The following is a 19,312-nucleotide window of genomic DNA, read 5'->3' on the forward strand; positions in this document are numbered from 1 at the left end:
ACGCAACGGAACACAACTCCGCACACTGCGCATTGCGATGAAATCGGACTCACATTCCGAAAAAAACAGACTGGAAGGAATCAGGACAGATCGCGCCCGTGCTGGCGCAGAAGCTGATAGAAACGGGCGCTCTTCAGCCCGGAAAGCTCCATGGCACGCCGGGCGTCACCCCCGGCATGGCGCATGATGTCGGCCATATAGCGGCGTTCGGCCTCATCGAGCACCCGTCGCCGATACTCGCGCCACGCCATGGGCTGGCCGGAGACGTGGCCCTGCGGTTCGCGGTCTTGCGCGGACTCGCCAGCATCGCCCATGGCACCGCGCATGTAGCAGACCTTGAGTTCCACCGGCAGATGTTGAGGATGCAGAGTCGGCTCGCCTCCGGCGGCGAGAATGGCGGCCCGCAGCACATGCACCAGCTCGCGGACGTTTCCCGGCCAGTCATGCGCGGCAAGCACGGCGAGGAATTCGGGACTGGCGCCCTTGACCTCGCAGCAGTCCCGCCGGGCCTCGCGGGCCAGTAGATGCACGGCGAGCGCGGCGATATCCTCGCGCCGCTCGCGCAGGGGGGGCAGGCGCAGCACAAAGGAATTGAGCCGGAACAGCAGGTCGCTACGAAAGCGCCCTGCGGCGGTCATATCCGCAAGCTCACGGTTGGTGGCGGCAATGAGCCGGAAGTCACTCGCCTCCTCGTGGCGCGCACCAACGGGACGATAGCGCCGCTCCTGCAACACGCGCAGAAACGTGGACTGCACCTCCGGCGGCAGTTCACCAACCTCGTCGAGAAACAGCGTGCCGCCGTCGGCCTGCCGGATGAGTCCCGATCGTGTGGTGTCCGCTCCGGTGAAGGCCCCGCGCACATGACCGAAAAGGATGCTCTCGGCCAGCCCTGAAGGCAGCGCCGCGCAATCGACCACGACGAAAGGCCTGTTGGCCAGCGCCGACGACTGGTGGATGGCCCGCGCGAAGATGTCCTTGCCTGTGCCGGTCTCGCCGGTGATGAGCACGTCGGCGCGTCCGGCAGCCGCCAAGCCAGCCTGTTCGAGGCACTGCCTGATCGCCGCGCTGTTGCCGACGATGCCGCAGTTGCGAAGGCGCGGCGGTAGCGCCTCACTGCGCTTGGCGCGATACATGAGTGCGCGACGCAACGAATGCGTCAGGCGGTCGAGGGAACATGGCTTGACGATGAAATCCCACGCCCCGGCCCGCATGGCGCGCTCCGCGAGATCCGGGTCCGCCATGGACGAAAGGACAATGGTCTCCGGCCCGTCGAGACGATTGCGAAACGCGCCGAGCATGCCTATCGCGTCCCCGTCGGGCAGATTGGCGTCGAGGAAGGCCACGTCGAATCGCCGGGTCAGCCCGGCCATTCCCGCAGCCTCCACGGACTCGACCGCCGAGACGATATGCCCCGTGCGCTCAAGGGCATTGCGCAGATACTCTCTGATAAAGGGATCGACATCCACAACGAGGACGCTTGCCATGCCGTGCTCCTTGCGACTGAACGGACGAAGACCCCCATCATATACCACCACCGGCAATCAGCCAACGCCGCGCAATGAATCGCCCGCCCCCATTTGACACATGCGACCTCGTCGGCGAAAGTGTCATCATACGCGAAGTGCGGTCCCACCCGGCATCGGAAGAGCCCCCCGGAGGCGTGACATGTCGAAGAAGCAGATGATCACCGAGGACATCATGTCCAGTTGGCAGGACATCGTGGATGTCATGTCCCGCACCATCGGGGTTCCCGTCGGGCTCATCACCCGCGTGGACGATCCGGACATCGAGGTGCTCATCGCCAGCCGCACCGAGGGCAACCCCTTCCGCCCCGGCGAACGCGCCCCCTTGGGGGGCAGCGGATTCTACTGCGAGGAAATCATCCGCCGCAGGGAGAGACTCGTGGTGCCCAACGCGCTCAAGGACCCACGCTGGGCTGGAAACCCGGACGTGGACTACGGTCTTGTCTCGTACATGGGCGTCCCAATTCTCATGCCCGACGGCTCCGTCTTCGGCACGCTGTGCGCCATGGACTTCAAGGAAAAAAAGCACAGCGAGGACAGCATCTTCCTGCTGGACAAACTACGCGAGGCCATCGAAGGCCATCTGGCCATGCTCTGGCGCAACGCGCTACTCACCGCGCAACAGGAGGTCTCGCCGGACGGCATCGTGGCCGTGGACTTCACGGACCGGGTCATCCTCGCCAACCGCCATTTCTACGAACTGTGGGAAATCACGCCGGAGAGCCTGCCGCGCAACGACTATCGCGCCGTGCTTGCGCACATGCGCTCCCGCATCACGGACCGCGAAGGCTTCGACGCCGTGCACGAGCATCTGCGTGAACACCCGGAGGAGGCCGAACAGGGCGCGGAAATTGCCCTGACCGACGGGCGCATGCTGGAACGCCACTCCCGTGGCCTACGCGACGAGGCGGGCACTCTGCACGGGCGCATCTGGTTCTACAGGGACATCACGGGAAAGAAGCGCGCCGAAGCGCGCCTCGTGCATCTTGCGAACCACGACGCGCTGACCGGGGCCTTCAACCGCCGCCACTTCATGGAACTCGCCCAGAAGGAAATCGAACGCTCACGGCGCTACGGGCACCCGCTTTCGCTGCTCATGCTCGACATCGACCTGTTCAAGAACGTCAACGACACCTACGGCCACGCCACGGGCGACGAGGTGCTCAAGGCACTGGTCAAGGTTTGCCGGAACATCCTGCGCGAGGTCGACGCCTTTGGACGCATCGGCGGAGAGGAGTTCGCGGCGGTGCTCCCGGCCACGCCGAGAGCGGCGGGCATTCAGGCGGCCGAACGCATTCGCGCCGCCGTGGCGAACCACGCCATGCACTCGCCCAAGGGGCCGTTCCATATCACGGTCAGCATCGGTGTGGCCCAGTACAAGGGGAACGGCGAATCGCTGGACGAACTGCTCTCACGAGCGGACTCGGCCCTCTATGAGGCAAAGGGAGAGGGACGCGACAGGGTCGTCGCACGATAGGTCCGGCGTACCGGGACTTGGATGGGGAAGAATGGAGAGGGAAGAAACCGGCCGGAATCAATCCAGCAGATAGTCGTTGACGCTCTCGACGTAGGTGTTGATGGCCATACGGTGCTCATCGTCCAATTCGTGAAACATCACACCAAGATACATGCGGCTTCGATGCAGGGACACGTTCTTGACCTTGCCAGTGAGCTTTATGCTCCGGTCGGAACCGACCATGGTGAAAGAGACATCAAGGCGCGAATCCACCGCGAAGGATGGCATCTCCGCGTCCTCCGCGCTGTCGAGCACCAGTTGGCAGCCGCCAGCGCTCAGGTTGAGCATCATGCCGCCGGACTGGACATACTGCCCCTCCCCTTCGCCGCTACCAACCTGCACGGGCAGGAAGCAGTCCACGCGCTGGGCCTTGCGCAGGTTGAGCGTTTCGATGGTCTTGGGGTAGCGCAGAAAGAGCAGCCGAAACGGGGCTGTGAGGTTCCACAGCACCTCGGAACCGAAGCCGAAGACCTGCCCCTCGTGCAGATAGCGCACGGTGACGACCTTCTCGACGTACAGATAATCGTTGAGTCCAGGAATGCGCGGCACGCGGACGATGAGATACTGCCCGCGCACCATCCCGACGAAATCCGTCTTGAAGCGGTCGCCCATGCCCGCAGGCTCGACCAGCATCCGCGTTCCGATGCTGATGTTGAGATCGTTGCCCTGCTTCGACTCGATTTCCGGACGCTTCCTCGCCACTGCCCCTCCGCCCCGTTAGTCCACCGTTTTCACCGCACACCCCAACTCTTCCATTTCTATACCGCTTCACCGCCATTGCGCAAGCAATTCCGCCACATCGCACATACGATTTCCGGCACAGAACGGGGCCACCCCTCCCTTCGGCGCTTCACTGTGACTCCCTCTGCGAGACGGGAAGAATGTCGCCCCTGCGCCCCACCACAACCTCACGATACGGCACATCGCGCCCGCTCTGGCGCAGCCCCTCGCGGACCGCGACGGGAAGCCCCTGACAGCATGGCACCTCCATGCGCACCACGGTGACACTCCTGACGTCCGCAGTGGAAAAGAGCTGCCGGAACCGCTCCACATACCCCGCGTCGTCGAACTTGGGACAGCCGATCATAACCGCGTTGCCGCCCACGAAACGCGCATGGAAATCCGGCATGGCCACGGGCGCGCAGTCCGCCGCGACGATGAGGTCCGCACCGTTCAGAAACGGCGCGTGTGGCGGAATGAGCCGAATCTGCACCGGCCAATGCATGAGGTCGCCGACACGGGATGGCGCGTCGGCCGACGCCGCGCCGGAAGCGGCATCGAAAGTCGCCATGGCGGAACCGGGGCACCCGCCCCCGTGAGGCGCGAAGGTCCGCAGGGCCGTGCCCGGACACCCGCCCCCGGCAGCCACGCGCGTACGCTCCACATGCGCCATGGCCGCCTCCTCGTCGAAAGGATCGGCCTCACGCTCGATGATCCGCAGCGCCCCGGTGGGGCACTCGCCAAGGCAGGCCCCAAGGCCATCGCAGAACATATCGCGCACCACACGGGCCTTGCCGTTCACGATGGACAGCGCGCCCTCGGCGCAGGCGGGCACGCACTGCCCGCAGCCGTTGCACAGTTCCTCGTCTATCTCGATGATCTTGCGGATGATCGCAGCCATGTCGCAATTCTCCCTGTTGCATTTTCGGAAGCGGCACTCCGCCCCGTTCATGCGACCATACGAAATCGCCGCCTACGCCGCCTTGACGCAGGTCAATTGGTGAAGTTTCCGGCATGTTCCCATCCATAGCCCCCGCCACGAAAGCAAACGGCCCCCGTTCCTTCCGGAGCGGGGGCCGCGTAGTCGTTACTGCTTGCCGAAGATTTCCGGCGGGCGAGTGGTGTCGCCACCGGTGCCCGGGAAAGTGGGATACACGTAGGCCTTGGAGCCGGTCTTGATAAGGTGGTTGGCCTCCTCCATGAACCCGTTGAAGCGGTGCTTGCATTCGTAGAAGCCATGCCACCACGCGTAATCCGGGGCCATCATCATCGCGCCCATGCGCGCCCGACGGCCCTCGTGGTGCCACAGTTCATAGAACTCGACCTCCAGTTTCTCGTCGAAGAAGGTCTTCTGATCCAGAAGCCCCTTCTCGTAGAGCTGATCGAGCATGGCCTTGGCGGGCTTGAAATAGCCCTCGTTGTATTCCTCCACCGCCTTGTCGAAATCGACGTAGAAGTCGTCGATCCACTTGCGGCCGTGGCACTGTCCGCAGACCTCGGCCATCTTGTCGCGCTCTGTCTTCCAATCCGTGCGCGCCGGGAAGGGCTTGAAGTCCTGCGGGCGCACGGTCAGCGGAGCCTGCGTCTCCCACGAGAGACGCTCGGTCACGTCATGGCTGGTGCGCACGGTCCCCGCGCCGGACATGTGGCAGGAGGCGCAGGTCGGCCCGCGGAAATCAACGCCCGGTGTCCAGGTGCCGGGTGCGGAATCCCACGTGTATTCGTGGCCGAAGGCGGCGTAGATATCGCCGTGCTTGGATTCGGTGAATATCTCGATCTGCGGGTGGTCAGGACCGAGGTGACACTGGCCGCAGGCCTCGGGCTTGCGGGCGTCCATCACCGAGAAACGATGGCGGGTGTGGCAGCTCGTGCAGCTTCCGAGGGAGCCGTCCAGATTCACACGCCCCACGCCGACGTTGGGCCATGTGGCGGAATCGAGCTTGCCGTCCTTCATCTTAAGCACCGTGCCGTGACAGTAGAAACAGCCGGTCTTGCGCTCGTTGTCGGAGTTCATGCCCTTGTTCAGCCACGGGTCGATCTTCCAGATGATCTCTATGGTATTGGCGTGCTTGGAACGCGAATACTGCTTCACCTCGTCGGGATGGCAGCGCGAGCAGTCCTTGGGCGTGACCACCCCGGCCACGGGAACCTTGTACTCCTTGCGGCCCCACGGGGTATCGCTACGCTCGTACTGACGGTAGTGCTCCTGACTGACGTCCTTGTCCACCGGATCGGCCTGATGACAGTCCAGACAAGTGATGCCCGCGCTGGCGTGACGGCTACGCGCCCAGTCGGCATACAGCCCCGGATGCTCGGTGCGGTGGCACTCGATGCAGGCCTCGGCCTCGGCGGGCATGGCCCGTTCGAGCCGAAACTCGCGCACCTTCGGATAGTTCTGGGCGAGAGCGGCGACCGCAGTCACGGCCACCACCACAAGCGCGACGCCAAGCGCCGCGGGCACACTGCGTTTCTTCATGGCCTCCTCCTCGGCTCGTCCGGTTTTGACACGGCCTACAGTCCCGCTAGCGACGCGTTCGGCCGCAATTGCTTGTAATCATAGAAATGCCGTGGGTTATGCACCAGATCGCGATGGCAATCCACGCACCGCTTCTCGTATCCCGGCATGGGGTACAACACGGAACGATGAGCCAGCATGGCCCCTCGCCTGTCCGGGATATGCAGGATGTTGCGATGGCACTTCTGGCACTGCTCGTTCTTGAACGAAGCATAGGCCTTTTCGCGCTGCACGGCGTGGTCGTAGGCATCCGATCCCTTGACGAAGTGCAGAACCACGTCACGTATGCCGTGCGCCGTCTTCATGTAGAAGAAATTCACGGTATCCTGCGGCGCAGGGAGGTGGCAGTCCATGCAGTCCGCCACGGCGCCCTGACCGTTGTTGACATGGCTCGACGTCTTCCACGTGTTGTAGGCAAAACGTATCTCGTGGCACGAGGCGCAGAACTGCGGCGTCGATGTGCGCACCATCGTGTAATACAGCATGCTGAACAGCGGAAACGCGAGCACTATTCCGAACGCGATCCACACAACCGGCCTGATCCATCCCTTCATGACGCCCCTCCGGATTGTGATCCATACGCGGCACAGCGCGCAGATACTCCGGATGATACCCCATCCCCCACTGTGTGACCACCCATTTCGAAAAACCATTGGAAACGAAAAAGGGCAGGAACCGCGACCATGCGCAGTTCCCGCCCGTCATGTCAGGCAATGTCGGCGAGGCAATTATCCGAGGATAGCCGCGAGGTCCTCGTCCGGCGTGGTGATGGGCCGAATGCCGTAATTCTCGACCAGCACGCCAAGGACGTTTGGCGTGATGAACTCCGGCAGCGTGGGCCCGAGACGGATATCCTTGATTCCCAGATGCAGCAGTGTCAGCAGGATGGCCACGGCCTTCTGCTCGTACCACGAGAGGACCATGGACAGCGGCAGATCATTCACACCGCAGCCGAAGGCCTCGGCAAGGGCCACGGCGATGCGGATGGCGGAGTAGGCGTCGTTGCACTGCCCCACGTCAAGCAGGCGGGGGATGCCGCCAATGTCGCCGAGTTTCTTGTCGAAAAAGCGGAACTTGCCGCAAGCGAGGGTCAGCACCACGCAGTCGGCGGGGACCTTCTCCACGAACTCGGTGTAGTAGTTGCGACCGGGCTTGGCCCCGTCACACCCGGCGACGAGGAAGAAGTGGCGGATCGCGCCGGACTTCACCGCGTCGATGACCTTGTCGGCCACGCCGAGCACGGCGTTGTGGGCAAAGCCGGTCAGCACACTGCCCCGGTCTTCGTCGGCGGCGAATCCGTCCATGGCCAGCGCCTTGTCGATGACCGGTCCGAAGTCGCCGTTCTTCACGTGCGTCGCGCCGGGCCAGCCCACGAGGCCGGTGGTGAAGATGTTGTCCATGTACGACGACGCGGGCTTCTGGATGCAGTTTGTGGTCATGAGGATGGCACCGGGGAACGCCGCGAATTCCTTCTGCTGGTTCTGCCACGCGGTGCCGTAATGCCCGTGGAAATGGGCAAACTTCTTCAGTTCCGGATACCCGTGACAGGGCAGCATCTCGCCATGGGTGTAGACGCTGATGCCCTTGCCCTCGGTCTGCTCCAAGAGGTCGCGCAGGTCCTTCAGGTCATGCCCGGAAACGAGGATGGCCTTACCCCTACGCGGGCCAAGCGGCACCTCAGTGGGCACGGGGTGCCCGTACGTTCCGGTATTGGCGGCGTCCAGAAGCTCCATGACCTTGAGGTTCACCTCGCCGGTGCGAAGCGCCAACGCCACCCATGCGCCAAGGTCCAGATCGTCGTAAATGGCGGCCATGCCCTCGTGCATGAAGGCGTACACCTCGTCGCTCTCCTGCCCGAGAATCCGCGCATGATCGGCGTAGGCGGCCACACCGCGCAGACCGAAGAGCACCGTGTGCTGCAACGAGCGGATATCCGCATCGGCGGAGTGATCGACGCCCAGCCCGCAGCGCTCGCCCTCGGCCGCGAGGTCCGCCCCGGCGGCGGGAGTATAGTTCGCGGCGCGCTCGGCGTAGGTGGCGGCTCCACCCGCAGCTTTCACGCGGACCTTCAGCCCCTCGCGCAATTCGATAGCGCGGGCGGCAAGGTCGTGGAAGCGGTCCGGATCAAAATTGACGTTGGTCAGCGTGGAGAAAAGGCCGACGGCCATGAAGCGGTCCGCCTCGCGGTCCGTCACGCCCACGCGCCGCCCTTCGCGGGCGACCACGGCGAGGCCGCGCAGCAGATAGGTCAGCAGATCCTGAAGGGCGGCCACGTCCGGCTTCTTTCCGCACACGCCAATCTTGGTGCAGGCCCCGGCGGCCCGCTGTTCGCACTGGTAACAGAACATGTCTCATCCTCCTGTTGGTATCGCAGGGTTTGCGTTCACGTCTTCCCCGAGTGCTACCCGTGATGGAGGCGAGAGTGTTTGACGCAGGTCAAAACGCCCGCTTTCGCGGAACATTTTCAATGGCGGCACGACGCGGTGGCTCGATCGCATACGGGAATCAAACCATGATCCCCCACGCCGCGCAAAAGAAAAGGGACGCGCGGCATGACCACGCGTCCCCCGAGATGGCGAAAGGGCTTCCGGCTAGTTGCCGGTGTCCACCGGAATGCTGGCGCGAACGGCCTCGACGAGTCCGTCGAGATCCTTTGGGCCGAGGATGTAGAACAAATCAGGCGTCTTGAGGCACAACACGCGCGAGGAGCGGCTGACCACCACGGCCTCGCGGCCCGCAGGCAGCATGAACATGCCGGAGCGGTAGCCGAAGTAGGCCATGCAGCGCTCCTTCTTCAGCGGATTGAGCGTCTCGTCCGTGTCGAGGTCTGTAACAAAGGCGCGGGTCACGGTATCGAGGGTGACGGTGGCGCGCAGGAAGGGCGGAGCCTCGACGAACACCCGTCCCTCATCCACGATGATGCGCGTGCGCGAGGGGTTCACGTAGAGCATGTACCAGTAGAGCGCCGTGATGGGCACGGCCACGGCCAGAAGACAGATGCCGGTCCACATGATGCCGGAGCGGAAGCTCCAGATGGTGGCGGCGGTGACGGAGGCCGCGAACACGAGCAGCATGCCAATCACCACGCCGCGCATGGGCACGGGGAAGAGTCTATTCATGAAAAATCCTCTCGATTCACAAGCGTTCCTCGCCCGAGGCCAGTGCCTCAAGGCGTTCAATGCGCACCAGCACGATACGACGGCCGTCCACGGCGATGATTCCCGCATCGCTCATGCGCCGTAGCACGCGCGAGAGCGTCTCCTGCGCGGTGCCGAGCAGGCTTGCCAGATGTCCCTTGGCAATGTCCAGTTCCAATTCGCTCGCCGAGGCGCTGCGTTCGGACAGATCGAGCAGATAGGCGGCGAGACGCTGGGGCATCTCGCGCAGGGTGAGATTTTCGAGCTTCACCGTAAAACGCCGCAGCTTCGCGGCCATGATGGCCAGCATGTTCAGGGCGACTCCGGCGTCCCGCTCGATGAGCCGCAACAGCCCCTCGCGCGAAAAATACAGCAGACGCGATGCCGCCGTGGTCTCCGCGCTGGCCGGAAAGCGTCCACCCTCGAACACCGGCACCTCGGCGAAGGTCTCGCCGGGTCCGTAGATGTGGATGATCTGCTCCCGCCCCTCGGGGGAGACCTTGAATATCTTCACCTGCCCCTCGAAGACCACATAGAAGCCGTCGGCCTCGTCACCCTCGGCGAAGATGCTCCGCCCGCGCGCAAGACGCGTGTCCACGGCGATGTCGGCCACGGCCCGCATATGGTCATCGGGAAGCCCCTTGAACAGGGGCAGCGTTGCCATGAATTCGATCTTTTCCATGTCGTTGCGCCCTCTGACCGGGTTGTAGCACCACTTGCCGCCGGGAGCAAAGGGACCGACTCAGGGCGGAGAGTCGCCGTTCGTCAGCCCGAGATCGGCGAGAATGGCGTACAGCGCGGGCACTACGAGCAGCACGAGCACCGTGGACGCCAACAGCCCGAACACGATGCTGATGCACAGCGGAATGAGAATCTGCGCCTGAAGGCTCCGTTCGAGGAGTAGCGGCACAAGGCCCATGATGGTGGTCATGGAGGTCAGCACCACGGCGCGGAACCGCCCCCGGCTGGCGACCCGCGCGGCCTCGGAGGCACGCTGACCATCCGCCATGCGTATCTTGATGAATTCCACCAGCAGGATGGAATCGTTGACCACCACGCCCGCCAGCGACACGAAGCCCATGATGCTCGGCATGGCCAACTCCTGCCCCATGAGCAGATGCCCCCACACCACGCCGATGAAGGCCAGCGGGATGGCCGAAATGACCACCACCGGCTCAATGTAGCTGCGGAACTGGAACGACAGCAGCACGAATATGCCGAAGACGCCGATACCGAGCGCGCGCAGGAGCGAGCCGCCGGTACGCTTCGTCTCCCGCGCCTGTCCTTCGAGGCTCAGACCGATTTCGGGATAGCGTTCCAGCAGCCCAGGCATGAAGTGCTCCCCCGTGTCGGCCACAACCTCGCGGGCGTTGGCCCGGCGCAGATCCACATCGCCCCGGATGGTGACCGTGCGCACCCCGTCCACCCGCGCGATGCGCGCGAAGCCCCTGCCCTCCTCAAGCGTGGCCACCACCGACAGCGGCACCTGCGTGCCGTCGGCGGCGGTAACATGGAACCCGTCGAGGTCGGCCAGGCTATCCTGATCGCCAGCCGGGAACTGGACGTTGATCGCGTAGCTTTCCGCTCCGGCCTGCACCTCTGCGGCGTCGAGGCCATGAAAGGCCGCCCGCAACTGCCGAGCCACGGTTGCCGCGTCGATGCCCAGAGCCAGCGCCCCCTCGCGCAGGCGCACGCGGATTTCCGGCTTGCCCGGCCGCAGGTCGCCCATGAGGTCCAACACGCCGTCATAGCCGCCAAGCCAACCGAGCAGTTCGTTCGAGGCCTGCGACAGGCGATGCAGGTCCGGTCCCTGAAGCCGGATGTCGATGGCCATGCCGCCGGGACCGAGGGCTGGTTCCTTGTAGGTGATGGACACGGCATCGGGCACGGTGCCGACCTCCCCGCGCCACAGCTCCGAAATCTCGTCGATGGTTCCGTCGCGCTCCTCGGCGGAGAGCAGGTCCGCGCTCACCGTGACGAGGTGCGGTCCCTGTTCGCCGGAGTCGTTGTTGACGGAATACTGGACGTTCACGTGCTCGACGAGGTCGCGCCCATCGGGCTGTCGATCACGCAGGGCGTCGTTGACGCGCGAAAGCGCCTGCTCCACGCGCCCGGCCACGGCCTCGGTCTGCGCCAGCGGTGTTCCCTGCGGCATAAGCACGCGGGCTTCGAGCACGTCGCCGTCTATCTCGGGAAAGGCCCGCACCTTGAGCCGCCCTCCGGCGATCATCCCTATGGAAAGCAAAAACGTCGCAAACACCGCCGCCACCCACGCATAGCGCCAGCGCACGGCCCAATCCACGGCGCGGCCAAGGCCCTCCTCGCGCAGACGGACAAACAGCGCGTCGAAGCCCTCGCGAAAGCGCGAGCGCGTGTCGTGCTCGTGCCCGCACAGAGAATGCGCCAGATGGTGCGGCAGGATGAAGAAGGCTTCCACGAGGCTCACACCGAGAGTGATGATGAGCACCACCGGCATGACCCACAGCACCTTGCCGATGTCGCCCCGGATGAGCAGCGCGATGGTCCCGAAGATGAGCACCGTGGTCGCGAAGGACGAGAACACGCCGCGCACCACCTCCGCCGTTCCGTCCACGGCCGCCAGCCGCGCGGACTTGCCCGCCGCCATGTGCGCGGCCACGTTCTCGGCGATGACGATGGCGTCGTCCATGAGCAGACCGGTGGCCATGAGCAGGCCTACCATGGAGATCATGTTCAGCGACAGCCCTAGCCCGTCCAGCGCGAAGGCCGCCCCGAGGAAGGACACGGGAAGCCCCATGGACACCCAGAACGAGAAGCGGAAGGCGAAGAAGAGCCACATGGTCAGGAACACGAGGGCGAGACCCTCGAAGCCGTTGATCACCAGCATCTGCAACCGATCGCGCACGATCTTCGAGACGTTTCGCGTGAGGGTGAAATGCACCGTGGGCGGCGCGGCGAGCCGCTCGCGTTCCAAAAACGATGACACGGCGTCCATGATGCGCAGCGCGTCCTCGCCCTTGGTCTTGTTGATCTGGAGCATCCCGGCGCGCATGCCGTCGAAGACGATCTTCTGCTCGTCCAGCTCGAAGGTGTCCGTGATGCGGGCGATGTCGCCAAGGCGCAGTTCCGCACCCGTGGCACCGGAGAAGATGGTCAGGTCCTCCAGTTCGCGCACGCCGCGGCGCTCGTCCCCGAAGCGGACCAGGACGTCGGCGTCGCGCGTCTCGACGCTTCCGGCGGGCAGGTCCACGCTGCGGGCGGCGATGCGCCGCGCCACGTCGTCCGCCGACAGCCCATGCTGCATGAGTACGGCTGCGGGAATGGATATGCGCAACTGATGATCGGAGAAGCCGAGGATGTCGATCTGCGAGACCTGCGGCAAAAGCTGCATGCGGTCCTTCAGGTCCTCGCAGTAGAGCTTGAGATCGGAAACCGGCATCGGCCCGGTGACGGCCACGGACACCACGGGGTCCGTACGCCCGAGCTGCTTGATGACCGGGTCCTCCGCCTCGTCGGGAAAGTCGTCGATGGCCTCCACCTCGGTACGCACGTCGTCGATGAACTGCGGCATGTCGCCGCCTTCCACCATTTCCACCACCACGCGGCCCAGACCTTCGCGTGCCTCGCTGCGCACCTCGTACACGCCGGTCACGCCATCAACGGCGTCCTCCACGCGTTGGCAAATGGCATTTTCCACCTCTTCGGCCGTGGCTCCGGGGTAGACCACGCTCACCTCCACCTCGGGCGCGGTGAAATCGGGAAACGTCTCACGGCGCAGATCCGAAACCGTGAGCGCCCCCATGAACAGGAAGATGCCCATCAGCAGATTCGCCGCCGTGGGATGCTCCGCGAAGAAGGCTATGACCGCGTTAAGCCACCTCATGGCGTGCCCGCCCCCCCGGAAGCCTCTCGGATGACGTGGGCCAGCAGCTCCGCGTCATCCACGGGTTCGAGCAGCATGCCCTCTATGGCCGGTATCACGTCCGTGGCCACCACACGCTCGCCCGGCTGCACACCGGAACGCAGGGCCACCAGATCCCCCTGCACGGCATCCACCGCCACCTCACGCGTTTCAAGGCGTAAATCCGCGCCAACCACCCGCACCCGCCCCTCGCGCACGGCGGAGCGCGGCAGCACCACGGTCGCCGAATGCGGACGCCCACGCAACTCAACCTCGCAATACATGTTCTTGACCAACGGCGGACGCTCGCCCGGACGAGCGGAGAAATAACTATCGTCCACGACGACGATGACGCCAACGGTGCGGGTCTTCGGGTCGATGGAATCGGACAGGCGCGACAGCCGGGCCTTCCACTCCACGGGGCCGGAGGGAAGATTCAAGCGCACCACGCCGTCCACGCCGATGGCACGGCGGATGTCGTCCATGTCGATGTCGCCGTTACGCACGAGGGGCACGGGTCCGGGGCGCACCAGACGCAGAAACGCGGCGATGGGCACCTGCGCCGACACTTCCGAGGCCCCGATGGAATCGGCAACGGCCACGGTCTGCCCGACCTTTGCATACTGCGACAGTTCCACGCCCACCTCGCCGATGCGGCACTCGAAGGGCGCGGTGATGACCGTCCGCCCGAGATCGAGCCGCGCATCCTCCAGGCGGGAGCGCGCCGCGTCGAGGGCGGCGGACAACTGGCGGCGTTCGGCGGGGATGAGATCAAGCGTGCTGCGGTAACCCTGCACCGCGTTTCGCTGGGCCAGCCAACTGCGCTCCTCGCGATCATACTCGGAGCGGGAGATGGTTCCGGTCTCCAAGAGCCGCTGGCGGCGCTGCAACTCGGCCTCGCCAAGGGTCAGGGATTCGCTCTCCACGGCGAACAGCCGCTCGGTGTTGATCTTCTTCTGCTCAAGCTCGCGCAGCCGGGCCAGCGCGCTCTGCACCTCGGCCTCGGCGGCGGCCACTTTCAGTCGGTATTCGGTCTGGTCGATGCGCAGAAGCACCGCTCCGGCGGGCAGGATGGCCCCGCGCTTGAGGCTCGGATGCATCTCCACGACGCGCCCGCCCACCTCGGCCACGGCCTCCCACACCTGCGCTGGCCGCACGCTGCCATAGCCAACGACACGCGGCACGAGGGCCACCTCCGGCGCGGTGATCACCCGCACGGCACGAGCGCGTTCGTCCACATCCAGCCGCTTGGGACCGGACTTCGTCCTCACCAGCGCGACGAACAGCACGATGCCGAGTGCCGCCACGGGCAGGGCCAACATTCTGCGAGAGAATTGCATGACCGTTCTCCATTCCTGAAACGGTGCACCACGCGCCCGACGCTCCCGCGCAAACGCGTTTCGACAAATGGTCTAATCCTTGGAGTCGATGCCCGCCAGATCGAGCGGCTCGATAAACAGCCCACTGGTCAACATCGTAAACCATGTTCGGGCCATATCGCCGGGATCGACGCCGCGCTCGAAGGTTTCGGGCACCATATAGGTATTGATGACGCACTGGATGATCTCGGTGGCGATGTCCGGGTCTATCTGGGAGCGGACCTCTCCGCGCGCCACACCACGGGCGATGAGCTGCGCATATCTGCGAAGCCCCTGCGAACGGCGGATGTGAATGCGCTCCCACAGTTGGGGATACTCCGCCTTGAGATCGACCATGAACACGCGCGTCACCGCCGAGGACATCCGCAGGATGCAGCGGTAGACATTGCCGAAGCAACCGCGCACGCTCTCCCCGTCCTCCATGGCGTGGAACACCTCGTCCAGACGCGCCCACAGGGTGCGCTCCACGTGTTCGCGCACCAGTTCCTCCTTGCCGCCAAAATACTTATAGAGCGTCTTCTTGCTCATGCGCATCTCGCGGGCGATGTCGTCCATGGTCACCCGGCGCAGGCCGTGGCGCTGGAACTTCTCGCCCGCGACCTCAAGGATGCGCTCCCGTGTCGCCTGATCGTTCATTTCTGCACTCCGGAAACTTTTGTGGTTTCTCAAGTTTCTTGTCACACGGAAACCGGAGTTCGTCAATCGCGTTTCCGAATATCGACGACATCCTGAAAATCGACAGACCACGGGCGTTGTAAAGCCTCATTCCATACATGATATGGAAACCGGAGCGGTCGCCCCGGTCCCCGCCGCGCCGCCAGCCGACCCTCCTGCGGGAAATATTGCGGATGCGCGGGGTTACGTTTATATTACCCAATCATGAAGACCGAGCGCACCACACATCGCGCCGCCCCAACGGCGACGGTTTCAGCCCTGCACGAGGGCGGACTCGCCCTGTCCGGCCGTCTCGACGCCGCAGGAACGGCCGCCGTCTGGAGCGAGGCCCTGCGTATCGCCCGCGCGGCGAGCGCCACGCCTCTCACAGTGGACATGACGCACGTCACCTTCCTCGACGGGTCAGGAGCCGCCCTCGTGGCGGAACTGCGGGCCGTCGCGGCGTCGCGCGGGACGACTGCCGAACTGCGCGGCCTGTCGGAGGAGCGTGCGCACCTCGTGGAACTGCTGACGGGCGGGGACTTTTCGCCCAAGGCGCGTCCGGCCCCAGAAAAGGGACTCATCACGCAGATCGGCCGGGAGGCCAGCGCTATCGGGCGCGACATGTACGCGCTGGTGGCCTTCGTGGGCGAAAGCGCTCGGGCGCTGTGGCACTCGCTCTTCCGACCTGGCACCGTGCGCTGGCGCGACTACCTGCGAACCTGCGAAACGGCAGGCGTGAACGCGCTGCCCATCATCGCGCTCATCGGCTTCCTCATGGGGCTCATCACTGCCTTCCAGTCCGCGGTGCCCATGCGCCGCTTCGGCGCGGACATCTACGTGGCCAACCTGCTGGGGCTATCCATGTTGCGCGAGTTGGGACCGCTGGTCACGGCCATCCTGCTGGCCGGTCGCTCCGGCTCGGCCTTCGCCGCCGAAATCGGGACCATGACCGTCAACGAGGAGGTAGACGCGCTGCGCACCATGGGCCTCGACCCCGTGCAGTTCCTCATGGTCCCCCGCGTGCTGGCGGCCATGACCGTCACGCCATTTCTCACGATATTCTTCAACCTTTTCGCACTGCTCGGCGGCGCGGTGGTGGTGACCGGCTTCGGGTATCCGTTCGTCGTCTACGCCACGCGCGCCCTGTCCAACGTCACTGTCGGCGACGTGATGGGAGGCCTGTTCAAGGCGCTGGTGTTCAGCGTGCTCGTGGCCGGAGTGGGCTGCCTGCGCGGACTGGAGACCGGCACCGGCGCAAGCGCCGTGGGCGAATCCACGACATCGAGCGTGGTCAGCGGACTGGTGCTCATCGCCGTGTCGGACGGCATTCTCGCCACCATCTACTATGCACTTGGAATCTGATATGGGCGACAACACGATCATCCGGGTGGACCACCTCACGGCCGGGTACGGCGACACCGTCATCCTCGACGACGTCAGTTTCGACGTGCGCCCCGGCGAGGTCTTCGTGGTGCTCGGCGGCTCCGGCTGCGGCAAGTCCACGCTACTCAAACACGTGATCGGCCTGCGTCCGCCGCTTTCGGGGCAGGTGCTCATCGGCGGGGACGACATCGTCTCCGCCACGGGTCCGCAACGCAGGGCCATCCTGCGCCGCTTCGGGGTGACCTACCAGTCCGGCGCGCTCTTCGGCTCCATGACGCTTCTGGAGAACATACGCCTGCCGCTGGAGGAATTCACCGACCTGCCGGACGCGGCCATGAACCTCATGGCGCGCATGAAGCTATCGCTGGTGGGCCTTTCCGGCTTCGAGGAGCACATGCCCTCGGAACTATCGGGCGGCATGCGCAAGCGCGCGGCGCTAGCGCGGGCCATGGCGCTGGACCCGTCCATCCTCTTTCTCGACGAACCATCGGCCGGGCTGGACCCCGTGACCTCGGCCGGGCTGGACCGACTGATCCTCGACCTGCGCGACGGCCTCGGCATGACCTTCGTGGTCGTCACGCACGAATTGCCAAGCATTTACACCATCGCGGACCGGGTGATAATGCTGGACAAACGTACGCGGGGCATCGTGGCCGAGGGACGCCCCGCCGACCTGCGCGACCATTCGGATAATCCGTGGGTCCGCCAGTTCTTCAACCGCGAAGCGGAAAACGAGTCACGATGAGCACCACGAGTCACCATTTCCGGCTGGGCGCATTCATTCTCGCCGGTGTCGGCCTGCTGGCCGCCACCATCATCTACCTCGGCGTCGGCGAACTCTTCAAGGACACCCTCACGGTGGAGACCTACATCGACGAATCGGTGCAGGGTCTCGATGTGGGCGGCGCAGTGAAGTTTCGCGGAGTCAAGGTCGGCACCGTGGAGGACATCAGCTTCGTTTGGGCGCGCTACGACAACGCCGAGGAGCTCGGACGCTACGTGCTGGTGGACATGGCCCTCGATCGCGACCTGGCCACCAGCTTCTTCGGCCAGAAGGCCTCGCGCGAGACGCTCTTCCTGCGCAAGCCCGTGGAAAGCGGCCTGCGGGCACGCCTGACCACGCAGGGCCTCACCGGTGTTGCCTTCGTGGAGCTGGACTTCTTCCCGCCCCAGCAGAATCCGCCCCTGCCCATCACGTGGGAGCCGACCCACCCCTACATTCCCTCCGCGCCAAGCACCATGAGCCGCCTCGAAGCGGCGCTCGGCTCCATCGGTCAGGGCCTCAAGGAATTCGAAAGCATCGACTTCCGCCGCATGGGCAACAGCCTCGCGGAAATCCTCGACAAGGTGAACGCGGGACTCGACGAGGAGGACGTCGCCACCATCGGCGAACTGGTCCGCGAAAACCTCGTGGAACTGCGCGACGGCTTCCGCCGCGTGAACGTCCTGCTGGCGGACAAGCGTCTCGACGCGCTCATCCCCGATGCGGCGGCGACCCTTGCCGGTGCGCGGCGCATGGTCCAAAGCTCCGAAGAGAACTTCGTGGCCACCTTCCAGCAGGCGAGAAACGTCACTGCGAACCTCGAACACGCCAGCGCGGGCATCAACTCGCTGTTCAGCAATCCCAAGCTCGAACAGTCCGTGGAGAACGTGCCGCAGGTGCTCGACGACATCCGCGCCGCCACCCGCGACATCCGCCGCTCCACGGTGCAGCTCGAACGCACGCTGCGCACGGTGAGCGACCTCACGGACAGCGAATCCGCCACCATCCGCGCCATTCTGCAGGACGCACGCAAGGTCATGGACAACCTGAGCGCCATCACCGGCGACGCGCGCCAGAACCCCTCGCGCCTCATCCTCGGCGCACCGCCCAAACGCATCACCCCGGAGACCATGCCGTGACACATTCGCCACTCTCCGCGCACAAGGCTTCCGCGCTGTTGTGCTGCATGCTCCTGACACTTTTCCTCGCGGGCTGTTCCACGGGGCTGTCCAAGCCCGCACCGGAAATCCGCCACTACGTCCTGCGCCCGGAACTCCCCCAGCCCGCCGCAACCGCTCGCCCCGGCGTGCTCAAGGTGCGCCGCGCCGTGGTCTCGCCGGGCTTCGCCGGACGCGAACTCATCTTCCGCACCGGGGAGACCACCTACTCCATCGACTACTACGACCAGTTCCTCGTCGCACCGGCGGACATGCTGACGCAGGCCCTGCGCGACGCCATGGGCGCCGCCGCGCTGTTCGCGAGCGTCTCGCCCGAGGCCAGCGTCCTGCGTCCGGACTACGTCCTCGAAACCACCGCCGTGACCATGCACGGCGACTTCCGCGAGGGGAGAGACCCCGCCGCGGTGTTGGAAATGCAGTTCTTCCTGCTCAAAGACAGCGACACGGACTACGATATCGTCCTGACGCGGACCTATGCCGAACGCATGCCCTTTGGCGCGCGCACGGCGCAGGCCTACGCCAAGGCCATGGAGCGGGCGGTGTCGTCCATTCTCGCCCGCCTCGCGGCGGACATCGCGACACTCCCGCAGCCCTGACGTCCCGCCCTTCGTAAAAAACGAAAAAGGCCCCGATCGGCATCATGCTGACCGGGGCCTTCGAA

Annotated in this window: 16 protein-coding genes; 5 read left to right on the forward strand and 11 right to left on the reverse strand. The window is 64.9% G+C overall.

From position 1 onward, the window contains the following. Positions 1-80: 80 nt before the first annotated feature. Positions 81-1,484, reverse strand: a complete 1,404-nt coding sequence (locus GGQ74_RS06805; protein ID WP_167940741.1) for a sigma-54-dependent transcriptional regulator — start codon at positions 1,482-1,484, stop codon at positions 81-83. Positions 1,485-1,665: 181 nt separating this feature from the next. Here GGQ74_RS06805 and GGQ74_RS06810 point away from each other — a divergent pair, with 181 nt between their 5' ends. Continuing rightward, entirely contained in the window at positions 1,666-3,000 is a 1,335-nt protein-coding gene (locus GGQ74_RS06810; RefSeq protein WP_167940742.1) for a sensor domain-containing diguanylate cyclase, read from the forward strand. A gap of 57 nt (positions 3,001-3,057) precedes the next feature. On the opposite strand, the gene GGQ74_RS06815 is transcribed toward GGQ74_RS06810, so the two are convergent. From GGQ74_RS06815 to GGQ74_RS06860, 10 genes are all read right to left on the reverse strand, one after another. After that, entirely contained in the window at positions 3,058-3,741 is a 684-nt protein-coding gene (locus GGQ74_RS06815) for a flagellar brake domain-containing protein (protein ID WP_167940743.1), read from the reverse strand. Between the two features lie 148 nt (positions 3,742-3,889). Further along, positions 3,890-4,660 (reverse strand): ATP-binding protein, encoded by a 771-nt coding sequence (locus tag GGQ74_RS06820; protein ID WP_167940744.1) that lies wholly within the window; start codon positions 4,658-4,660, stop codon positions 3,890-3,892. Positions 4,661-4,846: 186 nt separating this feature from the next. Beyond that, positions 4,847-6,235, reverse strand: coding sequence for a multiheme c-type cytochrome (locus tag GGQ74_RS06825; protein ID WP_167940745.1), 1,389 nt, complete (start codon positions 6,233-6,235; stop codon positions 4,847-4,849). A gap of 35 nt (positions 6,236-6,270) precedes the next feature. After that, positions 6,271-6,828, reverse strand: a complete 558-nt coding sequence (locus GGQ74_RS06830) for a cytochrome c3 family protein (protein WP_167940746.1) — start codon at positions 6,826-6,828, stop codon at positions 6,271-6,273. A 174-nt stretch (positions 6,829-7,002) separates the two neighbouring features. Further along, the gene (gene hcp / locus GGQ74_RS06835) at positions 7,003-8,622 is read right to left on the reverse strand and encodes a hydroxylamine reductase (protein ID WP_167940747.1); all 1,620 of its coding nucleotides are present in this window, start codon (positions 8,620-8,622) and stop codon (positions 7,003-7,005) included. Between the two features lie 243 nt (positions 8,623-8,865). Continuing rightward, entirely contained in the window at positions 8,866-9,393 is a 528-nt protein-coding gene (locus GGQ74_RS06840) for a PH domain-containing protein (protein WP_167940748.1), read from the reverse strand. A gap of 16 nt (positions 9,394-9,409) precedes the next feature. Then, on the reverse strand, positions 9,410-10,093 hold the full coding sequence (locus GGQ74_RS06845) for a Crp/Fnr family transcriptional regulator (RefSeq protein ID WP_167940749.1): 684 nt from the start codon (positions 10,091-10,093) through the stop codon (positions 9,410-9,412). 60 nt (positions 10,094-10,153) lie between these two features. Continuing rightward, a complete protein-coding gene (locus GGQ74_RS06850; protein WP_167940750.1) occupies positions 10,154-13,273 on the reverse strand; it encodes an efflux RND transporter permease subunit in 3,120 nt (1,039 codons plus the stop codon). Further along, entirely contained in the window at positions 13,270-14,631 is a 1,362-nt protein-coding gene (locus tag GGQ74_RS06855) for an efflux RND transporter periplasmic adaptor subunit (protein ID WP_167940751.1), read from the reverse strand. The genes GGQ74_RS06850 and GGQ74_RS06855 overlap by 4 nt, the downstream gene beginning before the upstream one ends. Before the next feature lie 72 nt (positions 14,632-14,703). Next, positions 14,704-15,306: a TetR/AcrR family transcriptional regulator gene (locus tag GGQ74_RS06860; RefSeq protein WP_167940752.1), complete on the reverse strand. Its 603-nt coding sequence runs from the start codon at positions 15,304-15,306 to the stop codon at positions 14,704-14,706. Between the two features lie 243 nt (positions 15,307-15,549). Here GGQ74_RS06860 and GGQ74_RS06865 point away from each other — a divergent pair, with 243 nt between their 5' ends. Genes GGQ74_RS06865 through GGQ74_RS06880 form a run of 4 tightly spaced genes read left to right on the forward strand, consistent with a single transcriptional unit; the run spans position 15,550 to position 19,247 of the window. Further along, positions 15,550-16,689: an ABC transporter permease gene (locus tag GGQ74_RS06865; protein WP_167940753.1), complete on the forward strand. Its 1,140-nt coding sequence runs from the start codon at positions 15,550-15,552 to the stop codon at positions 16,687-16,689. A 1-nt stretch (position 16,690) separates the two neighbouring features. Continuing rightward, positions 16,691-17,455: an ABC transporter ATP-binding protein gene (locus GGQ74_RS06870; protein ID WP_167940754.1), complete on the forward strand. Its 765-nt coding sequence runs from the start codon at positions 16,691-16,693 to the stop codon at positions 17,453-17,455. Continuing rightward, positions 17,452-18,612: an MlaD family protein gene (locus tag GGQ74_RS06875; RefSeq protein ID WP_167940755.1), complete on the forward strand. Its 1,161-nt coding sequence runs from the start codon at positions 17,452-17,454 to the stop codon at positions 18,610-18,612. Before GGQ74_RS06870 ends, GGQ74_RS06875 begins: the two co-directional genes overlap by 4 nt. Continuing rightward, positions 18,609-19,247: an ABC-type transport auxiliary lipoprotein family protein gene (locus tag GGQ74_RS06880; protein ID WP_167940756.1), complete on the forward strand. Its 639-nt coding sequence runs from the start codon at positions 18,609-18,611 to the stop codon at positions 19,245-19,247. Before GGQ74_RS06875 ends, GGQ74_RS06880 begins: the two co-directional genes overlap by 4 nt. Positions 19,248-19,312: the final 65 nt, after the last annotated feature.

Origin of the sequence: Desulfobaculum xiamenense (genome assembly GCF_011927665.1) — a bacterium.
GTDB lineage: Bacteria > Desulfobacterota > Desulfovibrionia > Desulfovibrionales > Desulfovibrionaceae > Desulfobaculum > Desulfobaculum xiamenense.